15 protein-coding genes are annotated in these 17,212 nt (G+C 65.6%); 12 read left to right on the top strand and 3 right to left on the bottom strand.

All coding sequences use genetic code 11. From position 1 onward, the window contains the following. Window positions 1–22 precede the first annotated feature (22 nt). On the bottom strand, window positions 23–1,111 hold the full coding sequence (locus tag QX126_RS20660; protein WP_315783302.1) for a citrate synthase/methylcitrate synthase: 1,089 nt from the start codon (window positions 1,109–1,111) through the stop codon (window positions 23–25). Window positions 1,112–1,192: 81 nt separating this feature from the next. Here QX126_RS20660 and QX126_RS20655 point away from each other — a divergent pair, with 81 nt between their 5' ends. Further along, complete coding sequence (locus tag QX126_RS20655; protein ID WP_315775684.1) at window positions 1,193–2,416, top strand: citrate synthase family protein; 1,224 nt, start codon at window positions 1,193–1,195, stop codon at window positions 2,414–2,416. A gap of 5 nt (window positions 2,417–2,421) precedes the next feature. Here QX126_RS20655 and QX126_RS20650 read toward each other — a convergent pair whose 3' ends face one another. Further along, window positions 2,422–3,078 carry a DedA family protein gene (locus tag QX126_RS20650; RefSeq protein WP_315783300.1) on the bottom strand — a complete coding sequence of 219 codons (657 nt, stop codon included), beginning with the start codon at window positions 3,076–3,078 and terminating at the stop codon, window positions 2,422–2,424. Between the two features lie 294 nt (window positions 3,079–3,372). On the opposite strand from QX126_RS20650, the gene cobS reads away from it, so the two are divergent. The 11 genes from cobS (at window position 3,373) to QX126_RS20595 (ending at window position 16,512) form a co-directional block, all read left to right on the top strand. Next, window positions 3,373–4,371: a cobaltochelatase subunit CobS gene (gene cobS, locus QX126_RS20645; RefSeq protein WP_315735178.1), complete on the top strand. Its 999-nt coding sequence runs from the start codon at window positions 3,373–3,375 to the stop codon at window positions 4,369–4,371. Window positions 4,372–4,515: 144 nt separating this feature from the next. Next, the gene (gene cobT / locus QX126_RS20640) at window positions 4,516–6,417 is read left to right on the top strand and encodes a cobaltochelatase subunit CobT (protein ID WP_315783298.1); all 1,902 of its coding nucleotides are present in this window, start codon (window positions 4,516–4,518) and stop codon (window positions 6,415–6,417) included. Window positions 6,418–6,483: 66 nt separating this feature from the next. After that, window positions 6,484–7,560, top strand: coding sequence for an esterase-like activity of phytase family protein (locus tag QX126_RS20635; RefSeq protein WP_315783296.1), 1,077 nt, complete (start codon window positions 6,484–6,486; stop codon window positions 7,558–7,560). 103 nt (window positions 7,561–7,663) lie between these two features. After that, window positions 7,664–8,776: an NADH:flavin oxidoreductase/NADH oxidase gene (locus tag QX126_RS20630; RefSeq protein ID WP_315783294.1), complete on the top strand. Its 1,113-nt coding sequence runs from the start codon at window positions 7,664–7,666 to the stop codon at window positions 8,774–8,776. Window positions 8,777–8,993: 217 nt separating this feature from the next. Then, window positions 8,994–10,094, top strand: a complete 1,101-nt coding sequence (locus QX126_RS20625; protein WP_315783292.1) for an LLM class flavin-dependent oxidoreductase — start codon at window positions 8,994–8,996, stop codon at window positions 10,092–10,094. Between the two features lie 182 nt (window positions 10,095–10,276). Then, entirely contained in the window at window positions 10,277–10,702 is a 426-nt protein-coding gene (locus QX126_RS20620; RefSeq protein WP_315735167.1) for a hypothetical protein, read from the top strand. Between the two features lie 321 nt (window positions 10,703–11,023). Then, window positions 11,024–12,571: an ABC transporter substrate-binding protein gene (locus QX126_RS20615; protein ID WP_315783290.1), complete on the top strand. Its 1,548-nt coding sequence runs from the start codon at window positions 11,024–11,026 to the stop codon at window positions 12,569–12,571. Between the two features lie 80 nt (window positions 12,572–12,651). Next, window positions 12,652–13,623 (top strand): ABC transporter permease, encoded by a 972-nt coding sequence (locus tag QX126_RS20610; protein ID WP_315735163.1) that lies wholly within the window; start codon window positions 12,652–12,654, stop codon window positions 13,621–13,623. Then, window positions 13,620–14,459, top strand: coding sequence for an ABC transporter permease (locus QX126_RS20605; RefSeq protein WP_315783288.1), 840 nt, complete (start codon window positions 13,620–13,622; stop codon window positions 14,457–14,459). Before QX126_RS20610 ends, QX126_RS20605 begins: the two co-directional genes overlap by 4 nt. Window positions 14,460–14,463: 4 nt before the next feature. Further along, window positions 14,464–16,074, top strand: coding sequence for an ABC transporter ATP-binding protein (locus QX126_RS20600; RefSeq protein ID WP_315783286.1), 1,611 nt, complete (start codon window positions 14,464–14,466; stop codon window positions 16,072–16,074). A 249-nt stretch (window positions 16,075–16,323) separates the two neighbouring features. Next, window positions 16,324–16,512: a hypothetical protein gene (locus tag QX126_RS20595; protein WP_315735157.1), complete on the top strand. Its 189-nt coding sequence runs from the start codon at window positions 16,324–16,326 to the stop codon at window positions 16,510–16,512. A gap of 55 nt (window positions 16,513–16,567) precedes the next feature. On the opposite strand, the gene rpsU is transcribed toward QX126_RS20595, so the two are convergent. Next, the gene (gene rpsU, locus QX126_RS20590) at window positions 16,568–16,891 is read right to left on the bottom strand and encodes a 30S ribosomal protein S21 (RefSeq protein ID WP_315773200.1); all 324 of its coding nucleotides are present in this window, start codon (window positions 16,889–16,891) and stop codon (window positions 16,568–16,570) included. Window positions 16,892–17,212: the final 321 nt, after the last annotated feature.

Below are 17,212 nucleotides of genomic sequence, written 5' to 3'. Positions count from 1 at the left end.
GCCGCGCGTCGCGCTCGACGGTTCAGGGCTTCGGCCCGATATAGGCCGAGCTGGGCCGGATCAGCCGCCCCGTCCGCTGCTGCTCGCGGGCATGCGCCGTCCAGCCCGCCGCACGCGCCACCGCGAAGATCGGCGTGAACGCCTGGCGCGGAATCTTCAGCGCATCGAGCAGGATGGCGGTGAAGAATTCGACATTGGTGTCGAGCACCCGCTCCGGATTCTTCTGCCGCAGCGCTTGGCGGATGTAAGCCTCTACCTCGCTCGCAAACGGCAGATCGGCCCCGCAGCCCGCCAGCCGCTCGATCGCGCCCTTGAGCACGTCGGCGCGCGGATCGCGCACGCGATAGATCCGATGCCCGAAGCCCATCAGCCGCTCGCCGCGGCCGAGCGCCGCATCGACCCACGGCTTGATGTGGTCGCGCGTCCCGATCGCATTGAGCATCTCCAGCACCGGCTCCGGCGCTCCGCCATGCAGCGGGCCGGTGAGCGCGCAATAGCCGGCGGTCACCGACGCGAACAGGTCGGCCTGGGTCGACGCAACGACCCGCGCGGCGAATGTCGAGGCGTTCATGCCGTGATCGCTGACGGTGACGAGATAGGTGTCCAAGGCCGCCACCTCCCCGCTCTCGGGCCTATCGCCACGCACCATCCGTAACGTATCGGCGGCGTGGCTGGCATCAGGGTCGGGGGCAATCGGCTGCGCTCCCTGGGCGCGCTGGACCAAGGCGCCGGCGATCACCGGGCAGGCGCCGACGATCGTGGCTTCGTCGTCGAGCCCGGGTTCGTGGCGCAGCGCCGCGACCGCGGCGCGGAAGCCGTCGATGATCGACAGGCCGGAGGTCGCGGCGAGCAGCTCGGGCAGCCGGGCAAAGGCACGCTCGCGGGCACGACCAAGGCTGGCGCGGACCTCGGCCTCGCCGACGGTGCGCTTCGTGGCTGCGCTCCATAGCCGGGCCGTCACGCCCTCGAAGCCGTTGGCGGCGGCGAGATCGGCCACACGGGCGCCGGCGATGATGAGCTCTCCCTGCTGGCCGTCGACGTGGCTGAGCACGGTCTCGGCGGCGGCGATGCCGTCGAGGCCGATCGGGGTCTTGCCGAGGTGGATGGTCATGGCGGGTCTCCTTCACGAATGGTCACGCCGGCAAGATCCGCCCAGTCGACAACTTGATCAATCTTGATTAAGCTGATCAATATGAAAAAAGACAGCGGACTTTACCTATCTGCCCGTGAAGCTTCGGCCGAGCTCGCGATCTCGCCGGCCACCCTCTACGCCTATGTCAGCCGCGGCCTGGTCCGCTCCGAGCCGTCGCCGAACTCGCGCAGCAGCCGCTATCGCGCCGAGGACATCCGCGCCCTGAAGGAGCGTCGTGCGCCGGCCCCCGAGCCGCGCGCTTTCCGCAGCTTCGATGCGGATCTCCCCGTGTTCGATTCCGCCGTGTCGACGATCACCGAAGCCGGTCCGATCTATCGCGGCGTCAATTGCGTCGACCTGGCCGCGCGCGACACGCTGGAGCATGCCGCGACACTGTTGTGGGACGTGACCGCGCTCGATCCGTTTGCGCCAGACAACCTTCCGGCCGTGTCGGAGGAGATGAGTCTCATCGCCGATGCCGCGCGGCGCGCGGCGCCGATCGACCGCGCCATCGCGGTGCTGGCGCTGGCGACACATGCTGATCCCGCGGCCTTCAACCGCGCACCCGACGGTCGGGCGCTGGTCGGCGCCCGCATCGTTCGGCTTGTGGTCGCAACCATGCTGAACCAGCCCGCGTCAGCCGATCCGCTCCATGTTCAGGTAGCGCGGAGCTGGGCGCCCGGACACGAACATGCGCCGGACCTGATCCGCCGCACCTTGGTGCTGCTTGCCGATCATGAGCTGAACGCGTCGACCTTCACCGTCCGCTGTGCGGCGTCGACGGGCCTCAGCCTCTACGATGCCGTCATCGCGGGTCTTGCGGCGCTCAAAGGGCCGCAGCACGGCGGTGCCGGCGTGCTGGCGTCGCAACTGGTGAAGGCACTCATCGATCGCGATGTCGCGCCGCTGATCCGCGAGCGGGTGGCGCTGGGCGAGCGCTTCGCCGGGTTCGGGCATGGCGTCTACAAGCGCGGTGATCCGCGCGCGATCTCGCTGCTGGAGGCGCTGACGCGGGCCGGCGCGCCGCGCAAATTCACCCGCGAGGTGCCGGAGCGGATCGCAGAGGCGACCGGCGAGTTCGTTAACATCGACTACGCGCTTGCGGTGCTGGTGCATAGTCTGCGTCTGCCCGCCGGCAGCGAGCTGGCGCTGTTCGCGATGGCCCGCTGCGTCGGCTGGATCGCCCACGCCTGCGAGCAGCTGCAGCATGGCCGCCTGATCCGCCCGCGCGCCCGCTATATCGGACCCGCACCCGGCCGCGGCGCCATGTTGGATTCGCTGTAGCCGTTCTAATCCGCGGCGCCGGCCGCCAGCTGCGTCTCGCGCCGCTTCCGCGTCAATCTGAGGACCAGCCAGACCACGATCGTTCCGGCGATCGCCGCGATGATCCAGGTGGATTTGGCGATATGGCTATGATGCGGAATGCCGCCATAGCGGTGCAACAGCTGCACGGCGAATACTCCGGGCAGGACATGGGCGCAGGCCCACAGCACGATGGCAGGGATGTTCACGGCGTAGAAGCGCGGCGGAGGGATGTCGAGCGCGCCGGCCGTGATCGGCACGACGGCGCGGATCGGCGCGACAAAGCGGGCGAAGAAGATCGCCAGGGTGCCGAAACGGTGGAAGAAGGCCTCGCTCTGCGCCACTAGGCGCGGATAGTTCGAGAACGGCCAACTCGTCAGGATCTCGCGCTGCCTGCGATGGCCGATCCAGAACGCCCCGCCGTCCCCCAGCACCGCGCCCAGGATGGCCGCCGCCAGCACCCATTGCAGGGTCAGCTCGCCGCCCGGAATCAACGCGCTCAGCGCCAGGATGATGGTCGTGCCTGGAACCACCGAGCCCATGATCGGGATCGCCTCCAGCAGGGCGGCCAGAAACAGGGTGAGATAGGCCAGTCCCGCATGCGCTGAGACGAAGGCAATGAGGGGATCGAACAGATGGGCCACGCGGTTCCTGTTGGTGGAGAGGGTGGGCGGGAGCTCCTCGATAAGTAGGAACCCCGGCTCCGGGTGCCACGTCGAGATCCTGGGAAGATCCGGTGGGCGAAAAGGTGGCACGATTCGCAGGGCAGCCTTTCGAAAACGGCCACTCATGCCTATCTCGATGATATAACGACGGAACTTTGATCAAGGCTTAGGCTTCTGCCCGCGCGTGCTCTCTGCTAGGCTGGCGTCGAAGCCCTTCAACCGCAGCCAAACATGAAATCTGGTTTCGGGAATGCCCGGGACCCCGGAGGATGAATGACGACCGCCGCTACGACCAATGCGCAGGAGATGACCGGTGTGCCCGACATGAAGGTGTCGGTGCGGCAGGTGTTCGGGATCGACAGCGACCTTGAGGTGCCGGCTTTTTCCGCAAGCGACCCGCATGTCCCCGAGGTCGACGCCGACTACCGCTTCGACCGCGCCACGACGCTTGCGATCCTGGCCGGCTTCGCCAAGAATCGCCGTGTGATGGTGACCGGATACCATGGCACCGGCAAGTCGACCCATATCGAGCAGGTCGCGGCGCGACTCAACTGGCCGTGCGTGCGTGTCAACCTCGACAGCCACATCAGCCGTATCGACCTCGTCGGCAAGGACGCGATCGTGGTCAGAGACGGCAAGCAGGTCACCGAGTTTCGGGATGGCATCCTGCCCTGGGCGCTGCAGCACAACGTCGCGCTGGTGTTCGACGAATATGATGCCGGCCGTCCGGACGTGATGTTCGTGATCCAGCGCGTGCTCGAAGTGTCGGGCCGGCTGACCCTGCTCGACCAGAACAAGGTGATCAAGCCGCACCCGGCGTTCCGTCTGTTCGCGACCGCCAATACCATCGGGCTCGGCGACACTTCGGGCCTCTATCATGGCACCCAGCAGATCAACCAGGGCCAGATGGACCGCTGGTCGATCGTCACCACGCTCAACTACCTCGCCCATGACGAGGAGGTCGAGATCGTGCTGGCCAAGGCCAAGCACTATCAGAACGCACAGGGCCGCGACACCGTCAACAAGATGGTGCGGCTCGCCGACCTCACGCGCAACGCCTTCGCCAATGGCGATCTGTCGACGGTGATGAGCCCGCGCACGGTGATCACCTGGGCCGAGAACTCCGAGATCTTCGGCGACATCGGCTTTGCCTTCCGTGTGACGTTCCTCAACAAGTGCGACGAGCTCGAGCGTCCGCTGGTCGCGGAATTCTATCAGCGCTGCTTCAATGCGGAGTTGCCGGAATCCTCCATCAACGTGGCGCTGAGCTGACACACCGGCGTCCTCCTGGCCTCGGGCCGGGACCCATACGCCGCGGCCTCTCTCGTCGGGTGATGCGGGAGAGCGAGTGCGAACAAACGAACGCCGGTGGTTATCGGGCCTGGCGTTCGCCGGGACGATAGCCGCAGGAATCAGATGACCACACCGAGCAACAAGCCCCGTCCTGGCGTCAAGGAAGCACCAACCGAACCTTTCAAGAGGTCGGTCACGGGGTGCCTGCGCGCGATCGCCAGGGCGCCCGAGCTCGAAGTCTCCTTCGCGGCCGAGCGTCCCGGCCTTGCGCCGGGCAAGGCTCGGCTGCCCGAGCCGGCGCGCAAGATGACCAAGCGTGACGCCGCCGTGGTGCGCGGCCATGCCGACTCGATCGCGCTGAAGCTTGCCTGTCATGATCCGAAAATCCATCGCAAGCTGATCCCGGGCAATCCGCAGGCGCGTGGCGTGTTCGAGGCGGTCGAGCAGGCCCGCGTCGAGGCGATCGGTGCAAAACGCATGGCCGGCGTCGCCAGGAATCTCACGGCGATGCTCGATGATCACTTCCATCGCGGCAAATATGACGAGATCACCGACCGCGCCGACGCGCCGCTGTCGGATGCGCTGGCCATGATGGTGCGCGAGCGCCTCACCGGCATGGCGCCGCCGAATGCGGCGCGCAAGGTGGTCGATCTCTGGCGTCCGTTCCTGGAGGACAGGATCGGCCAGCGTCTCGATGAGCTCGGCCGCTTCACCGAGGATCAGGCCAAGTTCGGCGACCTCGTCCACGATCTCTTGTCGGCGCTCGATCTCGGCGATGAGCGCAACGCCGATTCGGAAGAGGACGAGGACAACGACGACAACCGCGACGGCGACAATGAGCAGTCCGGCGCCGAGGGCTCGCCCGAATCCGACGCTGCGCAGGAGATGAGCGCAGACCAGGCGCAGACGACGTCGGACGAGATGTCGGAGAGCGCCATGGAGGCGGCACAGGCCTCGGCGTCCGACACGCTCGATGACGGCGAACTCGGCGACGACGAGACGCCGGGTGAGGCGACGCGTCCGAACCGAGGCGGTGCCAACGAGCCGCGCGGCCCCGAATATCACGCCTTCGCGCCGAAGTTCGACGAGATCATCGCGGCGGAGGATCTGTGCGACCACGACGAGCTGGAGCGCCTGCGCTCCTATCTCGACAAGCAGCTTGCGCACCTGCAAGGCATCGTGGCGCGGCTCGCCAACCGGCTGCAGCGCCGGCTGATGGCGCAGCAGAACCGCGCCTGGGAGTTCGATCTCGAGGAAGGCGTCCTCGATCCGGCGCGGCTGTCGCGCGTGGTCATCGATCCCTATCAGCCGCTGTCGTTCATGCGCGAGAAGGAGGCGACCTTCCGCGATACGGTCGTCACGCTGCTGCTCGACAATTCCGGCTCGATGCGCGGACGCCCGATCACGGTGGCCGCGACCTGCGCCGACATTCTCGCCCGCACGCTCGAGCGCTGCGGCGTCAAGGTCGAGATCCTCGGCTTCACGACGCGGGCGTGGAAGGGCGGACAGTCGCGCGAGGCGTGGCTCGCCGCCGGCAAGCCGGCCAATCCCGGCCGCCTCAACGATCTCCGCCACATCATCTACAAGTCGGCCGATGCGCCGTGGCGGCGGGCGCGCAAGAATCTCGGCCTGATGATGCGCGAGGGGCTGCTGAAGGAGAACATCGACGGCGAGGCGCTCGACTGGGCGCACAAGCGCCTGCTCGGGCGTACGGAGCAGCGCAAGATCCTGATGATGATCTCGGACGGTGCGCCGGTCGATGACTCCACGCTGTCGGTCAATCAGGGCAACTATCTGGAGCGGCATCTGCGCCACATCATCGAGGAGATCGAGACTCGCTCGCCGGTCGAGCTGATCGCGATCGGCATCGGCCACGACGTCACGCGCTACTACCGTCGCGCGGTGACCATCGTCGACGCCGAGGAGCTCGGTGGCGCCATCACCGAGAAGCTCGCCGAATTGTTCACGGAGACCCACGCGGCGCCGCAGCCTGCGCCGGGGCAAAAGCGCAGGCTGCATTCGTAAGCGGCCGTCGGCCGGCTGCGTACCTCCTCCGCCTCGGAGGAGGTGGGGGAGGGGGCTCCGCTGACGATGTCGCTGCAGGCGATTGCCGACCGCAGGCGCTTTCTCGCGCTGACCATCGGCGGAGTGTCGGCATTCGCATGGTCCACGACGGCTCGTGCGCAACTCGCGCCGACGCCTGTCCGCAGACGCGCAGCTTCCGACGAGCACTCCGTCACGTCGCCGGTGAAGATCGAGGTCAATGCGCGACCGCTGCCTTCGTTCGACCTCCGCGATAGGACCCATCTGCGCTTCGGGATGCTGCAGTATCGCAGCGGCGTGGCGCTGACCTCGTCCTATCCCGGCTTCGGCGGCCTGTCCGGCATCCGGCTCGATGGCAAGGGTGAACGCTTCCTCGCGGTCAGCGACAAGGGCGGCTGGTTCACCGGCCGCATTGCTTATTCCGGCCGCGAAATCGCGGGGCTCGCCGATGTCGAAGCGGCGCCGCTGCTCAGTCCGGACGGACGGCCCATCACCGATCGCGGCTGGTATGATTCCGAGTCGCTCGCTCGCGATGGCGACATCGTCTATGTCGGCCTCGAGCGCGTCAACCAGCTCCTGCGCTACGATTTCGCCAAGGGCGGAACCGGCGCGCGCGGCGAGATCGTGCCGCTGCCGTCGGCCGCCAAGCGGCTGCCCTACAACAAGGGACTGGAAGCGTTGGTAGTCGTGCCGAAGGGTCTGCCGCTCGCCGGCGCCCTGATCGCGCTCTCCGAGCGCGGTCTGGACCCGAACGGCAATCTGCTCGCCTTCCTGATCGGCGGACCCGCGGCGGGACAGTTCAGCATCGTCCGCAGCAACGAGTTCGACGTCAGCGATGCCGTGCTGCTGCCGACGGGCGATCTGCTGGTGCTCGAACGCAAGTTCTCGCTGTTCAACGGGGTCGGCATTCGAATCCGCCGGCTGATGCTTGCGCAGATCGCGCCGGGCGCGCTGGTCGATGGTCCGGCGATCTTCTCCGCCGATCTCGGGCAGGAGATCGACAATCTCGAGGGCATCGATGCGCATGTCACGCCGGAGGGCGAGACCGTGCTGACGCTGGTGTCCGACGACAATTTCTCGATGATCCAGCGCACGCTGCTGCTGCAGTTCACGCTGGTGGAGTGAGCCGCGGCGCCGCTGCGGCGGCTCGCGTTGACCGCGCCTCGTCCATGATCGACACTTGCCGCCATCAGATCATCGTGTCCATCGTTACAACCTGGAACTCAGCATGAGCGCCCTGTTCACTCCGATCAAGCTGCGCAGTCTCGAACTCGCTAACCGCATCATGGTGTCGCCGATGTGCCAGTACTCGGCCGAGAATGGCGCGGCCAACGACTGGCACTTCACCCACATCAACACGCTGGCGCTATCGGGTGCGGCGATGTTCTGCATCGAGGCGACGCATGTCGAGCCGATCGGGCGCATCACCCCCGGCTGCCTCGGGCTGTGGGACGATGCGACGGAAGCTGCGCTGAAGCCGATCCTGACCTCGGTTCGCAGACATGCGAAGGCTGCGGTCGCGATGCAGCTCGCTCATGCCGGACGCAAGGGCTCCAGCCACAAGCCGTGGGATGGCGGACAGCAGATTCCGCTCGCGGACGGCGGATGGCAGACGGTCGCGCCCTCGGCCCTGCCGCACAAGGATGGCGAACTCGCGCCGCAGGAGCTCGATGCAGCCGGACTGAAGCGGGTGTGCGATGCGTTCGTTTCCGCAGCCCAACGAGCCGCGCGCCTCGGCATCGACGCGATCGAGCTCCACGGCGCGCATGGCTATCTGCTGCATCAGTTTCTGTCGCCGATCGCCAACCAGCGCAGCGACGCCTATGGCGGCTCGCTCGAAAACCGCATGCGGTTTCCGCTCGACGTGTTCGATGCGGTGCGGGCGGTATTTCCGGCGGACAGACCGGTCGGCGTGCGCGTCTCGGCGACCGATTGGGTCGACGGCGGCTGGGATCTCGATCAGACCATCACGTTTGCGCAAGAGCTGAAGCGCCGCGGCGCCGATTGGATCGACGTCTCCTCGGGCGGCGTGTCGCCGTTGCAGAAGATCACGCTCGGACCCGGCTATCAGGTGCCGTTCGCCGCGGCCGTGAAACAGGCGACGGCGCTTCCCACCATTGCGGTCGGTCTCATCACGCAGGCGCAGCAAGCCGAGGAGATCGTGGCCTCGGGCAAGGCCGACATGGTCGCGCTGGCCCGCGGCATGCTCTATGACCCGCGTTGGGGCTGGCACGCCGCAGCGGAGCTCGGCGGACAAGTCGCCGCACCTCCGCAATATTGGCGCTCGCAGCCGTCGACGCAGAAGGAGCTGTTCGGCAAGACGACGTTCGGCGCACGCTGACGTGCAATTGATGACCGCAATGTTGCGCATCAGCGTTGCAAAATTCTGCGGTCATCATTCCGCCCGCGACACGGCTGACGATTGTCGCTGTCGGACGAAGTGCTAGACTTCGCAGACCACGTGCGGCGATGCCGACTCGTCTGGTCGTGTTTCGTCTCGCGTGACGATGAGCGCATCGCAAAGATGCGCCGCAATATAAACGCGAGAGGAAAGCGCCATGGAAATCGGATATTTCACGATGCCCTCGCATCCGCCGGAGTGCGGATTGAAGGAGGGGCAGGAGTGGGACCTGCAGGTCCTGCGGTGGCTCGACGAGCTCGGCTATCAGGAAGCCTGGATCGGCGAGCATCACACCGCGCCCTGGGAGCCGCATCCGGCGCCCGACCTGATTCTGGCGCAGGCCTTCCGCGAAACCAAGAACATCCGGCTCGGGCCCGGCGGCTTCCTGCTGCCCTATCATCACCCGGCCGAGCTCGCCAATCGCGTCGCGATGCTCGATCACCTCTCCGACGGCCGCCTCAATTTCGGCATTGCCGCATCCGGCCTGCCGAGCGACTGGGCGATGTTCAACGTCGACGGCATGAGCGGCCAGAACCGCGAGATGACGCGCGAGGCTCTGGAGATCATCCTGAAGATGTGGTCCGAGGACGCGCCATGGACGTACAAGGGCAAGTACTGGACGGTGACCAAGCCCGACGTGATGTTCGACTTCCTCAAGCCGCACATCACGCCGGTGCAGGCGCCGCATCCGCCGATCGGCGTCGCCGGCCTATCGAAGAACTCCGACACGCTGAAGCTCGCCGGTGAGCGCGGCTTCATCCCGATGAGCCTCAACCTCAACCCCGCCTATGTGTCGTCGCACTGGGACTCGGTCGAGGCCGGCGCCGCCAAGTCCGGTCGCAAGCCCAGCCGCAGCGATTGGCGGCTGGTGCGCGAGGTATTCGTCGCCGATACGGACGAGGAAGCCTGGCGCTTGTCCTCCGGCGACATGATGGGACGGATGATGGGCGAATACTTCCTGCCCCTGCTCGGTCATTTCGGCTTCAAGGACTATCTGAAGCACTCACCCGATGTGCCCGATTCCGACGTGACGGTGGATTATTGCGCCAAGCGCAACTGGATCGTCGGCTCGCCGGCCACGGTGACCGAGAAGATCGAGAAGATCTGGCATGAGGTCGGCGGCTTCGGCACGCTGTGCGTGTTCGGCTTCGACTACAAGCACAGGCCGGAAGCTTGGCACAACTCGCTGCGCCTCTTGAAGCAGGAGGTCATGCCGAGGTTGAGCCACCTCAATGCCGACCTGACCAGGGCCGCCTAGTATATTGATGCCAGCATTCGCCCTCCCTTTCGGGCGGTGCTGGCGTCAAAAGAAATGTAGCTAAAATTTTCGCGCGAGTGCAGCTTCAGATTTGACGTTTGGGTGACGGTCTTGCCGTTAGGACGGTCCAGGCGTCGAATCCGCTGCATGCGCGTGGCGGGTCTGACATTTGGGGGCAGGTCATGCGGTTTCGCGTCAGGAAGTTTGCCCATATCCTCGAACGCTCGGGTTTGGCTCTGGCGGGGGCCGCCTGCGGCGTCTTCGTCGGGGCGCATGTCGGCTCCAGCGTTCCGTTGCTGACCACGCAGGGCTTCCTGATCGTGATGATGCTGTCCGGCGCATTGGGCTTCTATCTCGGCATCGACACGCCGCAACTCCCTTTTCATCCGCATGACGAGGACTCACCTGCGGAGACGAAGATCGATACGGCCGAATTCCTGAGCGCCGTCGGGACCTTCCTTGCGACCCTGACGGCGTTCTTCGCCGTCGCCATCATTATCCTGCGCGAAGATCCGCACATCGTCTGGACGTCGCTGATCATGGTCGGCTGGATCATCGGCGTGATCATGCAGATCGTTTCCGGCGCGATCGCGCGTCTGCGGCGCTGATTTTCCCTGTTCAATTTTTGGGCTAACGCTGTCGCGAGTTTCATCTTGCGGCCGCGATCGCGACTGTGTGAGCCTTTGCATCAAGGGGCTCGACCTGTGAGCCGCGTCGTCCGGGGGCGCATTGCGCGACTGACAGGTCCTGGCGACGTTTCCAAAGCGTTGCCCGCGGTCGTATTGGAGTCCGTTCTACGGCGCTGCGCGCGGACGATCCAACAGTCCATGCGCCCAGAGCAGGCATCACATCAGAAGCCGCATGGCGATATCGCGCACCTTGGCGCGCTTGATGCATCGCGGCCCGCAATGACATTTGGGAAGTTCATCATGTTGAAACGGGTGCTGCTGGGTGTAGTCATTGGCTGCGGACTGTCCGCGGCGCAAGCGGAGGAGCCGAAGATCGGCGGCGTGGTCAACGCGGTGATTCAGCCCGAGCCGCCCGGCCTGATGCTGGCGATGGTCCAGAACGGCCCGACGCAGATGGTCGCCGGCAACATCTTCGAAGGCCTGCTGCGCTACAGCCCCAAGCTCGAACCGCTGCCCGGCCTCGCCGAGAGCTGGACCATCAGCCCGGATGCCAAGGTCTACACTTTCAAGCTGAAGCCCGGCGTGACCTGGCACGACGGCAAGCCGTTCACCTCGGCCGACGTGCTGTTCTCGATCGAGATGCTGAAGCAGACGCATGCGCGCGCCCGGAACAACCTCGTGATGGTCGAGAAAGTCGAGGCGCCGGATGATCTCACGGTGGTGTTCACGCTGAAGGAGCCGTTCGGTCCCTTCATCGGCATCTTCGAGGTCGGCTCGATGCCGATGGTGCCGAAGCACCTGTATGAGGGCACCGACTACAAGACCAATCCGAACAACAACGCGCCTGTCGGCACCGGCCCCTTCATGTTCAAGGAATGGCAGAAGGGTTCCTTCATCCGGATGGTGAAAAATCCGAACTACCATGAGAAGGGCAAGCCCTATCTCGACGAGGTCTACTGGCAGATCATTCCCGACGCCGCCGCGCGCGCGGTCGCCTTCGAGACCGGCAAGGTGGACGTGCTGCCGGGCGGCTCGATCGAGAATTTCGACGTGCTGCGCGTCTCCAAGCTGCCCGGCGCCTGCGTCACCGGCGCCGGCTGGGAGTTCTTCTCGCCGCTGGCCTGGATGTGGCTCAACAACCGCAATCCGATCCTGGCCAACAAGAAGGTGCGCCAGGCGATCATGTACGCCATCGACCGCGACTTCGCCAAGGACGTGATCTGGAACGGCCTCGGCAAGGTGGCCACCGGCCCGTCGGCGTCGACCATCAAGTTCTACAGCGACGACGTGCCGAAATATCCGTATGACCCGGCCAAGGCGAAGGCGCTGCTCAAGGAGGCCGGCTACAAGGGCGAGAAGATCCGCATGCTGCCGCTGGCCTATGGCGAGACCTGGCAGCGCTGGGGCGAGGCGGTGAAGCAGAACCTGCAGGATGTCGGCATGAACATCGAGACGATCGCGACCGACGTCCCAGGCGGCAACCAGAAGATCATGGAGTGGGACTACGACATCGCCTTCACTTATCTCTATCAGTACGGCGATCCCGCGCTCGGCGTCTCCCGCAACTACATCACCTCGGCGATCGCCAAGGGCCAGCTGTTCAACAATGTGGAGGGCTATTCGAACCCGGAGGTCGACAAGTTGTTCGCGGAGGGCGCCACGGCGCCGACCGATGCCAAGCGCAAGGAGGCCTACGACAAGGTGCAGAAGATCCTGGCTGAGGACGTGCCCGTGGCCTGGCTGCTCGAGCTGCAGTTTCCGACCATCACCAAGTGCAAGGTGAAGAACCTCATCACCACCGGCATCGGCGTCAACGACGGCTTTCGCGATGCCTGGCTCGACAAATAGCGGTGCATTCCGGGGCGCGGCCATGATCCCCGCACTCCAGTGTTTCGCTGTTCTGCCGAGCTGACTTCCACGGGGCTTTCATGCTCTCCTTCATCGCCCAGCGCGTCGTGAAGGGCGTCATCGTCCTTCTCGCCATCATCGTGCTGAATTTCTTCCTGATCCGGCTGGCGCCGGGCGATCCGGCCGTGGTGATGGCCGGCGAAGCCGGCGCCTCCGACCAGATTTTCGTGGCGCAGCTGCGCGAAAAATTCGGCCTCGACCGTCCGCTGCCGGAACAGCTCCTCATCTACGTCAAGGGCATTGCCAGCCTCGACCTCGGCTTCTCGTTCCGCCAGCAGGCGCCGGTCGCCAGGCTGATCGCCGAGCGGCTGCCGGCGACGCTGCTGCTGACGCTCACCGCGTTCGCGATCTCGCTCGGTCTCGGCATCCTGTTCGGCGCCCTCGCCGCGCGCTTCGCCGGCACGATCCTCGATACTGCAATTACTGTGCTCGCGCTGATCTTCTACGCGACGCCGCTGTTCTGGATCGCCCTGATCGCGATCCTGCTGTTCTCGGTCTGGGTCGATTGGTTGCCGAGCTTCGGCTATGAAACGGTCGGTGCCGGCTATACGGGAGTCCGCCACGCGCTCGACGTCGCCGCACATCTCGCCATGCCGGCTGCCACGCTCGGCCTGTTCTTCATGGCGACCTACACTCGCATGACCCGCGCCTCGATGCTCGAGGTCAAGCGGCTCGACTTCGTCAAGACGGCGCGCGCGAAGGGGTTGCGCGATGGCGTCATCCTGCGCCGCCACGTGCTGCGCAACGCGCTGCTGCCGGTGGTGACCCTCGCCGGCGTCCACGCCGGCACCCTGGTTGGCGGCGCGGTGCTGACCGAGACGGTCTTCGCCTGGCCGGGCATCGGCCGGCTGATGTACGACGCGCTGATCCAGCGCGACTACAACCTGCTGCTTGGCGTGTTCGTGGTCTCCTCGGCCATGGTGCTGATCTTCAATCTCGTCACCGATCTCGTCTACCGACTGGTCGATCCGCGCATTGAGTACGCCTCATGAGGCAGTTCTGGCGCACCATGCTGCGCAGCCCGAGCGGCATCATCGGGCTGATCATTCTCGTTCTGGCGATCGTGATCGCGGTGGCCGGGCCGGTCTACTTCCCCAATTCACCATGGCGCATGGTGCAGCGGCCGTTCGTTCCGCCGTTCACGCTGTCGAAGGTCCCGCTCGGCACCGATGCGCTCGGACGCGACGTGCTCGCCGGCCTGATCTTCGGCGCCCGCGTCTCGTTGCTGGTCGGTCTCGTCTCGACACTCGTTGCGCTGATCGTCGGCGTGCCGCTCGGCGCCATCGCCGGCTATTTCGGCGGCCGCGTCGATGATGCGCTGATGCGCTTCACCGAGTTCTTCCAGACCATCCCGAGCTTCGCGCTCGCCATCGTGCTGGTCGCGATCCTGCAGCCGTCGATCTATTCGATCGTCGCTGCGATCGGCCTCGTCAGCTGGCCGCCGGTGGCGCGTCTGGTGCGTGGCGAGGTGCTGTCCTTGCGGACCCGCGAATATGTCCAGGCCGCCGTCGTCACCGGCCAGAGCAATGCCTGGATCATCTGGCGCGAGATCCTGCCTAACGCGCTGTCGCCTGTCATCGTGCTGGCCTCGCTGATGGTCGCGACCGCGATCCTCCTGGAATCCTCGCTGTCGTTCCTCGGCCTCGGCGATCCCAACCTGATCTCCTGGGGCTACATGGTCGGCGCCGGTCGCACCGTCATTCGTCAGGCGTGGTGGATCACGGTGTTTCCTGGCGTCGCGATCCTGCTGTCGGTGCTCGGCCTCAATCTGATCGGCGAGGGGCTGAACGATGCGCTCAACCCGCGCCTGTCGCGCGAGGGCAGGTGAGAAGATGGCCGATCCCGTCGTTGCCATCAGGAACCTCCGCATCGCCTTGCCGACGGGCGCAGAGCGCGCCCATGCGGTCGACGGCGTCTCGTTCGATCTCACCGCCGGCAAAATCGTCTGCGTGGTCGGCGAATCCGGCTCGGGCAAGTCGATGTGCGCGCATGCGCTGCTCGGCCTGCTGCCGGATACTGTCAGAGTCGAAAGCGGCGAGATCCGCTTCGAGGGACGCGACCTGCTTGCCGTCGATGCCGAAGGCTGGCGCGATCTGCGTGGCCGCCGCATCGCGATGGTGTTCCAGGAGCCGATGACCGCGCTCAATCCCTTGATGCGGATTGGCGAGCAACTGATGGAGGTGTTCGAAGCGCATGATCTGCTGAGCCCCCGGGAGCGCCGCGCCAAGGCGCTGGAGCTGGCGCGTGAGGTCGGGCTGCCTGATCCCGAGCGCATCATCCGCGCCTATCCGCATCAGCTCTCCGGCGGCCAGCGCCAGCGGGCGATGATCGCGATGGCACTCGCGCTCGAGCCGGCCGTGCTCGTCGCGGACGAGCCGACCACCGCGCTCGACGTCACGACCCAGGCGCAGATCCTCAAGCTGATCCGCAACCTGCAGGCCAGCCACAACATGGCGGTGATGTTCATCACCCATGATTTCGGCGTCGTCGCCGATATCGCCGACCAGGTCGTGGTGCTTCGTCATGGCAAGGTGGTGGAGGAGGGTACGGCCGCCGCCGTGCTCGGCCAGCCGCAGCACGATTACACCAAGGCGCTGCTCGCGGCCGTGCCGTCGTTCGATCCGCCGCCACGGCAATCACGCGAGGATGCGCCTCGGGCGGTGGAGGTGATCGGGCTCGACAAGACCTATGTGACGCCGACCGGCTGGTTCCGTCCGAAGCGCGAGACGCGCGCGGCGCATGCGGTCAATTTCGCGATCCACCAGGGCGAGACGCTCGGACTCGTCGGCGAGTCCGGCTCGGGGAAGTCATCCGTTGCGCGTCTGGTGATGCGGCTGATCGAGGCCGATCGCGGCACGGTGCGGATCGGCGATGTCGATCTCACGGCGCTGGACGGCCGCGCATTGCGCGCGCAGCGTCATCGCATCCAGATGATCTTCCAGGATCCGTTCGCCTCGCTCAACCCGCGCCGCAAGGTCGGCCGCATCATCGCCGACGGCATGGTCGCCCGCGGCACCGCGCTCGACGCAGCGCTGAAACGCGCGCAGGAATTGCTCGGCATGGTCGGGCTCGACGCCGGCGCCATCGGCCGCTACCCGCACGAATTCTCCGGCGGCCAGCGTCAGCGCATCGGCATTGCGCGCGCGCTCGCGCTCGATCCGGAGATCATCGTCGCGGATGAAGCGGTGTCGGCGCTCGACGTGTCCGTCCAGGCGCAGGTGCTGCGGCTGCTGGAAGATTTGAAGGCGCGCCTTGGTCTGTCGATGCTGTTCATCACGCATGACCTGCGGGTGGCCGCGCAGATCTGCGATCGGATCGCCGTCATGCAGAAGGGCGAGATCGTCGAGCTGAAGCCGACCGCGGCGCTGTTCGCCAATCCCGAACACGCCTATACGCGCGAGCTGCTCGCTGCCGTGCCCGGCCGCAGGCACGGGATGGCGTGATTGTGCGTAAGCCGTCGGCCGGTCGGAACGATGGAGCGCCGGGTCGGGTTCAATTCCTTGCAACATCTTCGGCGTATTTGGATTATAATAGCAAGGGCCCCGATGAGGCCGCAGGGTGGTCGTCCAAGCCGGTCCGCGCCAAGACAGCGGGCTCCGCCTACCCGAGGCCGTCATTGAACCGTGCCCATGCTATGCCAGTCTCGACAGGATGTCGCAGCGGCGTTCACCATTCCAACGAGGACTGTCATCATGTCGGAGCGCAAGCCAACGGCCGCCGTGCGCGAGGCTCACAAGGCCTTCAAGCCGGCCGAGCCGCCGAGGAGCGACTATGAAAAGGCTCAGACCGCGTTCGATCAGAACCGCGAGCGACTGAAGGCCGAGCGCCTGGCGCGCGAAGCGGCCGACAACGCCGGTAAACAACCGAAAAAGCTGGCGTGAACGCCAGCCTCTTTCCGTCGGGTCCGTCGTTTTCGGCGGACATGCCGTCGTTCGCTCAGCTGCGCGGCGTTGCAGAGGTGAGTGAATCCCGCGGCCGATCACGATCGGGGCGCGTCGAGGTCGTGGAGGGCAGCACGCCCGGCCGCGACGCAGGTACCTTCTTGACCGGCGCAGGCAGCAGGCCTTCGCGGATGGCCAGCTTGCGCGCGACTTTGCGTTGGCGCCTGATCGCATCGGATTTCTCGCGCGTCTTGCGTTCCGATGGCTTCTCATAGGATCTGCGGCGCTTCATCTCGCGGAATACGCCTTCGCGCTGCATCTTCCGCTTCAGGATGCGCAACGCCTTCTCGACGTCGTTGTCACGAACAAGAACCTGCAAAAGTGTCCTCCTTGTCTTCATCTCTATCGATGAAATTAGGTTGGCGAAGCCGATCAGCGCTGCGGCGGGGGAGCGGCGCGCTCAGCAGAGCGGCGTCAATGAAACGTGTTGCTCACAATGTGATGAGCACAATACGTGCGAGACACGATGATCCCCTTCGTCGGAAGGCGGGAGCACGAGTGTCTCTCAGCCATCGATGGCCAGGCCGTTACCGATGGTCCAGTGAAGATAAGGGCAATTTGCTGATATTGCCAGCGTGAGCCGACTCACGGTTCCGGCTCTCGGCAAACTATATTTGCCCCGTGGCCTTGTATTCCCCCA

Origin of the sequence: Bradyrhizobium sp. SZCCHNPS1003 (genome assembly GCF_032381555.1) — a bacterium.
GTDB lineage: Bacteria > Pseudomonadota > Alphaproteobacteria > Rhizobiales > Xanthobacteraceae > Bradyrhizobium.
This window is presented reverse-complemented; position numbering and strand designations above follow the sequence as displayed.

Excerpts from the sequence above, each read along its gene's own strand:
- QX126_RS20630 (WP_315783294.1), top strand. The coding sequence starts at position 7,664 with ATGAGCGCCCTGTTCACTCCGATCAAGCTGCGCAGTCTCGAACTCGCT.
- cobT (WP_315783298.1), top strand. The coding sequence starts at position 4,516 with ATGACCACACCGAGCAACAAGCCCCGTCCTGGCGTCAAGGAAGCACCA.
- QX126_RS20610 (WP_315735163.1), top strand. The coding sequence starts at position 12,652 with ATGCTCTCCTTCATCGCCCAGCGCGTCGTGAAGGGCGTCATCGTCCTT.
- QX126_RS20600 (WP_315783286.1), top strand. The coding sequence starts at position 14,464 with ATGGCCGATCCCGTCGTTGCCATCAGGAACCTCCGCATCGCCTTGCCG.
- QX126_RS20595 (WP_315735157.1), top strand. The coding sequence starts at position 16,324 with ATGTCGGAGCGCAAGCCAACGGCCGCCGTGCGCGAGGCTCACAAGGCC.
- QX126_RS20620 (WP_315735167.1), top strand. The coding sequence starts at position 10,277 with ATGCGGTTTCGCGTCAGGAAGTTTGCCCATATCCTCGAACGCTCGGGT.
- QX126_RS20625 (WP_315783292.1), top strand. The coding sequence starts at position 8,994 with ATGGAAATCGGATATTTCACGATGCCCTCGCATCCGCCGGAGTGCGGA.
- QX126_RS20660 (WP_315783302.1), bottom strand. The coding sequence starts at position 1,111 with ATGACCATCCACCTCGGCAAGACCCCGATCGGCCTCGACGGCATCGCC.
- cobS (WP_315735178.1), top strand. The coding sequence starts at position 3,373 with ATGACGACCGCCGCTACGACCAATGCGCAGGAGATGACCGGTGTGCCC.
- QX126_RS20605 (WP_315783288.1), top strand. The coding sequence starts at position 13,620 with ATGAGGCAGTTCTGGCGCACCATGCTGCGCAGCCCGAGCGGCATCATC.
- QX126_RS20635 (WP_315783296.1), top strand. The coding sequence starts at position 6,484 with ATGTCGCTGCAGGCGATTGCCGACCGCAGGCGCTTTCTCGCGCTGACC.
- QX126_RS20655 (WP_315775684.1), top strand. The coding sequence starts at position 1,193 with ATGAAAAAAGACAGCGGACTTTACCTATCTGCCCGTGAAGCTTCGGCC.
- QX126_RS20615 (WP_315783290.1), top strand. The coding sequence starts at position 11,024 with ATGTTGAAACGGGTGCTGCTGGGTGTAGTCATTGGCTGCGGACTGTCC.